Source organism: Streptomyces swartbergensis (assembly GCF_002148965.1).
In the GTDB taxonomy this organism is placed as follows: domain Bacteria; phylum Actinomycetota; class Actinomycetes; order Streptomycetales; family Streptomycetaceae; genus Streptomyces; species Streptomyces swartbergensis.
Map to the genome: position 1 here is coordinate 1 of NZ_NGFN01000497.1, position 4,791 is coordinate 4,791.

4 protein-coding genes are annotated in these 4,791 nt (G+C 72.4%); 3 read left to right on the plus strand and 1 reads right to left on the minus strand.

The genetic code is table 11. From position 1 onward, the window contains the following. A partial coding sequence (locus CA983_RS40870; protein WP_244207313.1) for a DUF6010 family protein occupies positions 1-451 on the minus strand: 451 nt, incomplete at its 3' end. A 292-nt stretch (positions 452-743) separates the two neighbouring features. Between CA983_RS40870 and CA983_RS40875 the strand changes: the two genes are divergently transcribed. The 3 genes from CA983_RS40875 (at position 744) to CA983_RS40885 (ending at position 4,395) form a co-directional block, all read left to right on the plus strand. Further along, positions 744-2,150 (plus strand): family 2B encapsulin nanocompartment shell protein, encoded by a 1,407-nt coding sequence (locus CA983_RS40875; RefSeq protein WP_086605729.1) that lies wholly within the window; start codon positions 744-746, stop codon positions 2,148-2,150. 111 nt (positions 2,151-2,261) lie between these two features. Continuing rightward, positions 2,262-3,431, plus strand: a complete 1,170-nt coding sequence (locus CA983_RS40880) for a family 2 encapsulin nanocompartment cargo protein polyprenyl transferase (RefSeq protein ID WP_208637155.1) — start codon at positions 2,262-2,264, stop codon at positions 3,429-3,431. A gap of 346 nt (positions 3,432-3,777) precedes the next feature. Then, positions 3,778-4,395: a GNAT family N-acetyltransferase gene (locus CA983_RS40885; RefSeq protein WP_086605730.1), complete on the plus strand. Its 618-nt coding sequence runs from the start codon at positions 3,778-3,780 to the stop codon at positions 4,393-4,395. Positions 4,396-4,791 lie beyond the last annotated feature (396 nt).

A 4,791-nucleotide genomic window follows, 5' to 3' on the forward strand; every position in this document is an offset into this window, starting at 1 on the left:
GGGAGGGGGAATCGGGGCTGAYGCCTTCCCGCGAGCCTGGGCCGGGCTGCGGCCGCCCGGGCCGACGGCGCCCGCGCACGAGGTCGATGAGTGACGGGCCGCCCCGCAGGCACCAGAGTGCGATCACCGGGTCGCAGATCGCGCAGCCCAGGGAGGAGGTGTGGGCGAAGGGGATGATCGGGTTGCCCTTGACGTGGTGCACGATGTCCCACGCCGTGTGCAGCAGCCAGCCGATGCCGATCCACGTCCACGACTCCAGGCCGCGGAAGGCGACGTAGGCGAGCAGCGCGGTGAAGGGGAACTCCCAGCCGCCCATGCCGCCGCCGCTCAGGTACGCCGCGCCGGCACCGGCGACCATGACCGCGTTCAGGCGCCGCCGGTGCGGTTCGCGGACGAGGGACATCAACAGGGCGTAGAGGATGCCGATGCCGATCGGCGCGATGTACTGCATGGGCGGGCCGTCTCCGGAGTCGGTGGAAGGAACGGATCACCACGCTAGGTCCGGGTCCCGCACGCTCCCCAGCGGCATAACCGACAGGTTCCGACGGGTTGTCGCCAGCCGCCCGGAGCCCTGCCGCGCCGCCCGCGAACGCCGGAAAAGCGGGCCCCCTGCCCAGTCGTACGAAGATCCATTCCCGCTCGTTCGTGTAATAGCACTGCGACGGTCAGTGAGGAAGGCTTGGTCGTGCACATCGATGCCCGAGGCATATGGGCGTCGGTCACAACCGGGAGGGCAGTTCTCTATGTCGGTAGGCGAAGAGGTCCGCACGGAAGAGACCAAGCCGCAGCAGAGTCTCGGCACGGCGGCCGCGCGGAACCTGGCCACCACGACCAAGTCCGTGCCGCAGATGCAGGAGATCAGCTCCCGCTGGCTGCTGCGCATGCTGCCCTGGGTGGACATCCAGGGGGGTACGTACCGGGTGAACCGGCGGCTGACGTTCGCCGTCGGCGACGGCCGGATCACGTTCGTGAAGACCGGCGACCGGGTCGAGATCATCCCCGCGGAGCTGGGTGAACTGCCGGCGCTGCGGTCCTACGAGGACCAGGAGGTGCTCTCCGAGATCGCCCGGCGCTGCGAGCAGCGGGAGATCGCCGCGGGGGAGGTGATCGCCTCGTTCGGCAGCCCGACCGACGAGGTCTACCTGCTGGCGCACGGCAGGGTGGAGAAGGTCGGCACGGGCCCGTACGGCGACGACGAGTCCCTCGGGGTCCTCGCTGACGGTGCCTACCTCGGCGACGAGGCGCTGCTGAACGAGGACGCCATCTGGGAGTACACGGCGCGGGCGCTCACCGCGTGCACCGTGCTCGTCCTGACCCGCCAGGACGTCCAGCAGATCGCGGAGCGCTCGGACTCGCTGCGCGAGCACCTCCAGCAGCGCCGCTCGATCCCCCAGCAGCGCTCCAACAAGTACGGCGAGAAGGAGATCGACCTCGCCGCCGGCCACTCCGGCGAGCCGGACATCCCGCACACCTTCGTCGACTACGAGGCCAGGCCCCGTGAGTACGAGCTGAGCGTCGCCCAGACCGTCCTGCGCATCCACACGCGCGTGGCCGACCTCTACAACCAGCCCATGAACCAGACCGAGCAGCAGATCCGGCTGACGGTCGAGGCGCTGAAGGAGCGCCAGGAGCACGAGCTCGTCAACAACCGCGACTTCGGCCTTCTGCACAACTGCGAGTACGACCAGCGGATCCAGCCGCACGACGGCGTGCCCGGCCCGGACGACCTGGACGAGCTGCTCAGCAGGCGCCGCGGCACCAAACTGCTCCTCGCCCACCCGCGCGCCATCGCCGCGATCGGCCGCGAGCTCAACAAGCGCGGGCTCGTCCCCGAGACCATCGACATGGCCGGCAACCGCATCCCCACCTGGCGGGGAGTGCCGATCTTCCCGTGCAACAAGATCCCGGTGAGCCCGGAGCGGACGACGTCGATCATCGCCATGCGTACCGGCGAGAGCGAGCAGGGCGTCATCGGCCTGCGGGCCTCCGGCATCCCGGACGAGATCGAGCCCAGCCTGTCGGTGCGCTTCATGGGCATCAACGAACAGGCCATCATCAAATACCTGGTCACGGCCTACTACTCGGCCGCGGTCCTGGTACCGGACGCGCTCGGCGTCCTGGAGAACGTCGAGATCGGCCGCTGGCAGTGACGCTTCCGGTGCGGCGGCCGTGTCCGCGCCCGGCGGCGCGGGTACACCCTCGGGGTACGCGGCCAGCGGCAGCGGAAGCGCCACCGTCCGCTCAGTCTCCGAGGCGGTCCCATGGGTGAGTCCCTTACGGAGTTCAGGACGGAGACGACGCTGCCCGCCCCCGGCGGGCAGCGCGGTACCGAGCCCGGGCGTGCGGCCGGGGCACCGGAAAGGCGGGGGCCCATCGGAACACAGCGGGACGGCCGGCCGGGACCGGCCGAGGGGCACGAGGCGGTCATGCTCCTGGAGCGGGCCCGGGCGGAGGTCGACCCGGTATTGCAGGACGCGCTCGGCTCGCTGCCCGCGCCGATGCGCCGGATCGCGCTCTACCACTTCGGCTGGGAGCAGGCGGACGGCACACCGGCCGAGGGCGGCTCCGGCAAGGCGATCCGGCCCGCGCTCGTCCTCGCCGCGGCGGCCGCCCTCGGCGGGTCCGAGGCACGGGCGGCAGCGGTCCGGGCGGCCGCGGCGGTGGAGCTGGTCCACAACTTCACGTTGCTGCACGACGACGTGATGGACCGGGACGCCACCCGCAGGCACCGGCCCACCGCGTGGACCGTGTTCGGCGACCCCGACGCGATCCTCGCCGGGGACGCCCTCCAGGCGCTGGCCATGCGGCTGCTCGCCGAGGACCCGCATCCGGCGGCCCCGGCCGCCACCGCCCGGCTCGCCGACTGTGTGATCGAACTGTGCGCGGGACAGCACGCGGACACGGCCATGGAGCGGCGCACTCCCCGCGAGGTCACGCTCGACGAGGTGCTCGCCATGGCGGAGGCCAAGACCGGTGCACTGCTGGGCAGCGCCTGTGCGATCGGCGGGCTGTACGCGGGTGCCGGGGACGCGGACGTGGCGGCGCTGGACGCGTTCGGCCGGGAGGCCGGGCTTGCCTTCCAGCTCATCGACGACGTGATCGGCATATGGGGCGACCCGCGCCGCACCGGCAAGCCCGTCGGCGCGGACCTGGCCGCCCGCAAGAAGTCCCTGCCGGTCGTGGCGGCCTTCGCCTCGGGCACGCCGGCGGCCGCGGAACTCGCCGAACTGTACGCACGACCCAGCGAGAAGGAGGACCTCGACCACATCGCCCTGACCGTGGAGCGGGCGGGCGGCCGTGACTGGGCGCAGAACCAGGCGGCCGACCGCATGGCAGTGGCGATGCAGCAACTGGCCCGCGTGGTGCCGGATCCGGAGGCGGCGGGCGGTCTGCTGGCCCTCGCCGAGTTCGTGACGCGGCGCAGCAGTTGACGGCGCAGCAGATGACGGCGGACGGTGCGGAAAGCGACGGTCGGCAACGGCCGCCGGTGCGGCAGCGGGCCGTCGGCGGCACCTGACGGGCCTTCGGGTGACGGAGGAACAGGACTCCGGAGCGCCTCGGGGACGTGCGGCTCCTGACTCCGTACGGCCCCGGGCCTCCGGCCAGGCGGGTCCCGCACTGCCCCACGGTGTGCGGGGCCCGCCTCCTACTGCCGGTCACGGCAGGCGCTTTGGGCAACTGTTCGATCAAATCCCGCCAAGCTCATGCCCCACCCGCCGGGCTTGCTCCCAACCGCCCTACGATCAACGCCCGTCGGGACGAGCGAAGGGGCGGGACATGGGTGTGGCGATCCGGACGGCGGTCGAGGGGGACCGGGAGCTGGTTGTCCGGCTGCTGGACGAGGCGTTCCAGGACGACCCCGTGAGCGGCTGGGTCTTTCCCGGGGCGGAGGACCTTCGCGCCAAGCATCCCGGGCTCATGGCCGCCTTCACCGACATCGTGCTCGCGGGCGGGCGCATCGACCTCACCGAGGACGGTTCGGCCTGTGCACTGTGGCTGTCCATGCCGGCCGACGACCATGACGGCGACGCCGAGGACGACGGTCCGGCCCAGGTGCGTCAGGCCGTCGACCCGGACAACGAACGCGTCGAGACGATCGGCCGGCTGACTGCCGCCATCCACCCCTCCGGACGGGCCCACGAGTACCTGTGGATGATCGCCGTGGCCCCCGGCCGCCAGGGCGAGGGTCTCGGCACGGCGCTCATCGAGTCGGTACTCGACCGCTGCGACCGCGAGGGACTGCCCGCCTACCTGGAGGCGAGCAGCGCCCGCAGCCGCAAGCTGTACGAGCGCCTCGGCTTCGAGCTCGCCGGCCCGGTGCTCGACCTCCCGGAGGACGGCCCGACCATGTGGCCGATGTGGCGCGAGCCGCGCACCGCCGAGGTCGCGTCCTAGCCTTTCCTGCCCACGCCTGGCCAGACCGGTCCTCCAGGCCCGTCTGGCCCTCCGGCCTCGCTTCTCCGCCCTCCGGCCGGCCTCGGCTTCTTCGCCCTCCGGCCGGCACGGCCACAGCCTCGCCGGTCTGACCGGCCCCACAAGGTCCCAGACCCAACTGGCCCTCCGGCCGGCCTTGGTTTCTTCGCCCTCCGGCTGGTCCGGCCCCAGCCTCTCCGGTCGGCCCGGTCGGCCCGGTCAGACCGGCCTTCCAGGCCCGTCTGTCCCTCCGGCCGACCTCAGCTTCTCCGCCTCCCGGAGGCCCGGCCACAGCCTCTCCGGTCGGCCCGGCCAAACCGGCCTCCAGGCCCGTCCGACCCTCCGGCCGGCCTCGGCCTCTCCGCCCTCCCGCAGGCC

Bases quoted from the DNA above. Each gene is read 5' to 3' on its own strand.
- CA983_RS40875 (WP_086605729.1), top strand. From the start codon at position 744: ATGTCGGTAGGCGAAGAGGTCCGCACGGAAGAGACCAAGCCGCAGCAG.
- CA983_RS40880 (WP_208637155.1), top strand. From the start codon at position 2,262: ATGGGTGAGTCCCTTACGGAGTTCAGGACGGAGACGACGCTGCCCGCC.
- CA983_RS40885 (WP_086605730.1), top strand. From the start codon at position 3,778: ATGGGTGTGGCGATCCGGACGGCGGTCGAGGGGGACCGGGAGCTGGTT.